Annotated in this window: 2 protein-coding genes and 1 pseudogene; 2 read left to right on the top strand and 1 reads right to left on the bottom strand. The window is 69.7% G+C overall.

The genetic code is table 11. From position 1 onward, the window contains the following. Window positions 1–651: pseudogene (locus tag G4D87_RS35770) on the top strand (serine/threonine-protein kinase); the annotation flags it as partial. 175 nt (window positions 652–826) lie between these two features. Then, on the top strand, window positions 827–2,881 hold the full coding sequence (locus G4D87_RS35765; RefSeq protein WP_240358875.1) for an alpha-amylase family glycosyl hydrolase: 2,055 nt from the start codon (window positions 827–829) through the stop codon (window positions 2,879–2,881). A 59-nt stretch (window positions 2,882–2,940) separates the two neighbouring features. On the opposite strand, the gene G4D87_RS35760 is transcribed toward G4D87_RS35765, so the two are convergent. Continuing rightward, window positions 2,941–3,150, bottom strand: coding sequence for a hypothetical protein (locus G4D87_RS35760; protein WP_163787247.1), 210 nt, complete (start codon window positions 3,148–3,150; stop codon window positions 2,941–2,943). Between the last annotated feature and the right edge of the window lie 167 nt (window positions 3,151–3,317).

The raw sequence follows: 3,317 nt of genomic DNA, 5'->3' as shown, positions 1-3,317 counted from the left end.
GCGGTGACGCGGGTGGGGTCCGACTTGCTGGCCGCCGCCAGGGAGGAGGCGCGCGTGCCCGGGCCGCCCGTGGCGCAGCGGATCGTGCCCCTCGCCACGCCCGCCAGCCCCCCGGTCGCGGCAGCGGCGCCTTCGCGGGCCTCCGAGGCCGGGGTCGACAACGCGGATGACGAGGAGGTGTCGGGAAACGCCGACACACCGGAGGCCGAAGCCGCGGCCGGGCGCTCCGGCGTGGCGCGGCCGGTCTCCGGAGCGCGGAGCGGCAAGGTCGTTCCCGCGACTGGCACGGGCGCACGAGGCACGACGCGGCAGGCCCAGGCGGCGCGGCTGGGCGCGGCGGGCAACGCCCTGGCGGTGTCGCCGGTGACGGCGGGGCCCGCGTCCAGGGTGCTCACCACGGGACGAGCCCTCCAGCGCGAGGGGAAGTACACGGCCGCACGGAACTCCGCCCGCGAGTGTGCCCGGCTCGAGCCCGGCAACGCCGAGTGCTACCTGCTGCTGGGGGCGGTGGAGGTGAAGCTGGGGCGAGCCGAGGAAGGGGCTCGCAACTACCACCGCTTCCTGGAGCTGGCCCCGTCGGACCATCCGCTCGCGAGCACCGTCCTGCGCACCCTGCAGGAATACGAAGCCCGCCAGCCCGGGCGTCCATGATTCGACGCAATGAGTCATCCGGTTGCGCGCCGGGGGCTTGGAAAAGCGAGCGAGCCTCCCGTACAACGGGGCTCGCATGACGCACCTCCGCTTTCCTCGACTCCTGACGCTCCCTGCGCTGCTGACGGCGGCCGCATGTGGTGAGTCTGACTCCATCCCTGTCCGGACCTGTGACGTGACGCTGACCTACGCACCGCAGCAGTCCGTCGCGGGCGACGTTCAGGTCATGGGGGAGTGGAACAACTTCGCCTCCCTGCCTCAGGCGATGACCGACCGGGGCGACGGCGTGTTCACGCTCCGCCTGGAGGGGCTGGAGCCGCGCGACTACGGCTACCGCTTCGTGCTGGGCGACAAGCAGGAGCTGGACCCGGAGAACCCGTACTCGCGCTGGGTTCGCGCGGAGGAGTATTCGCGCCTCACCGTGCCGGACTGTCGCCAGCCCGTGCTGGAGCTGAACCGCTTCACGGTGACGCCCGAGGGCGCGCTGGACGTGGCCGTCGCCTACCTCGATGGGACGGACAAGGCCGGCCCGGCGGGTGAGGGCCTGGTGCTGACGCTGGATGGGACGCCCCAGCCGGACGCCTATGACGCCGCCACCGGCCGCTTCAGCCTGAAGGTGCAGGGCCTGGAGCAGGGCAAGCACCACGTGAAGGTGGTGGCCCGGGACAGCCAGGGCCGCGAGGCGGAGCCGCTCTACCTGCCGTTCTGGGTGGAGCCGGAGCGGTTCCGCTGGGAGTCGGGGCTGATGTACTTCGCGTTCACCGACCGCTTCAACAATGCCCGGCCGGAGAACGACGGCCCGGTGGCGGACGTGGACCCCATCGCCAACTACCTGGGCGGTGACTTCGCGGGCATTACCCAGAAGCTGGAAGAGGGCTACTTCGACGCGCTGGGCGTGCGCACGCTCTGGATTTCGCCGGTGGATCAGAACCCGGAAGGGCGCTTCATCGGCACCGGCGGCAAGTACTACACGGGCTACCACGGCTACTGGCCGTCGAAGCCGCGCGAGACGCAGCACCGCTTCGGTTCGCTGGAGGAGCTGCGCGCCCTCACCCAGGCCGCGCACAAGCGGGGCATCCGCGTCATCGCCGACCTGGTGCTCAACCACGTCCACCAGGAGCACCCCTACTGGACGCTCCACGGCCAGGACGGCTGGTTCAATACCTCCGCCAGCTGCGTGTGCGGCTCGCAGGACTGCGACTGGGAGGCCCAGCGCCTCATCTGCAAGTTCACGGACTACCTGCCGGACTTCAACTGGCGCTCCACGGACTTCGTGGACCAGTTCGCCGCGGACACGCTGTGGTGGCTGGAGCAGGCGGACTTCGACGGCTTCCGCCTGGACGCGGTGAAGCACATGGAGCAGGTGGCCGGGCGCACCATCCGCGGGAAGCTGAAGGAAATCACCGCGATGACGGGCACCGAGTTCTACCTGGTGGGCGAGACGTTCGTCGGCGCGGACGGCCGTTCGCAGATTGCCCGCTACATCAGCCCGCGGGAGCTGGACGGGCAGTTCGACTTCCCCCTGTACTGGCCGGTGCGCGAGGCCTTCGCGGACGGCCAGGGCCTGCAGCGCGTGGACGACGCGGTGCGCGCCAACGAGGTCTTCTACGCGCCGGGTACGCTCAACTCGCCGTTCCTGGGCAACCACGACGTGGCGCGCTTCATCTCCCAGGCCGCGGGGCAGCTGCAAGGGGAGGGGAGCGACCCCTTCGGCCCCAACCGCCCGTCCACGGTGGTGACGGACCCGACCGCCTTCGAGAAGATGAAGTACGGCTTCACCTTCGTGCTGACGCAGCCGGGCGTGCCGCTGGTGTACTACGGCGACGAGGTCGGCCTGCCGGGCGCGGGGGATCCGGACAACCGCCGCTTCATGCGCTTCGGCGGCACGCTGGCGCCAATGGAGCAGGAGCTGCTCGGCTTCGTGCAGAAGCTGGGGCAGGCGCGCCTGGCGCACGCGGCGCTGCAGACGGGCGCGCGGCGGACCTTGCGCGTGGAGAATGACCTCTACGTGTTCCAGCGCGATCTGCCGGACGGGCGGGGCGCGCTGGTGGCCATCAACCGTGGCGCCGTGGAGCGCTCACTGGTGCTGGAGCTGATGGGGAGCCTGGCCGCGAGCAGCGACACCTACGTGGACATCTTCACGGGGCAGACGCTGCAGCTCGCTGGCACGGAGACGGTGCTCGTCGTCCCGCCGCGCGGCGTCGCTGTCTACGTGCCCCACCAGGAGTAGCGGCGCGGAGATGTTCCGGTGGAGGGGTGGGCCGTCCCCCTTCCGCCGGCGCATCCCGCTCAGGACTGCGGGGCCGCCTGCTCGCTCTTGCCGTGCTTGTAGAAAAACACCATGGTGTAGCAGTGGAACTCGTTGTCGGAAGACTGACACACGACCCGGTCCACAATCTCCAGGTCGGAGTTGCTCTTCAGCCACCGGGTGACGTTCTCACCCAGCTCCTCGCGCTCCTTCGCCTTGGTGGCGGAGAAGACCTTCACGCCCGTGAACATCGCCTGCCACTCCTTGTGCGGTGCTGATTCAGGACAATAGAAGATTATCGCACGCGCCATTCCGGGGTGTCAAAAACCCGGCTTCCCTGCCGCGGGGATATTGATCGTCCACGCCTGGGGGTTTGCAGCCTCTTGCCCGTGCCTATGTTGCTCGAGTCGCACCTGAT

The organism is Myxococcus vastator, assembly GCF_010894475.1.
GTDB classification, from domain to species: domain Bacteria; phylum Myxococcota; class Myxococcia; order Myxococcales; family Myxococcaceae; genus Myxococcus; species Myxococcus vastator.
The sequence above is the reverse complement of the archived record's forward strand: the minus strand, read 5'-3'. Positions and strand labels throughout refer to the sequence as shown.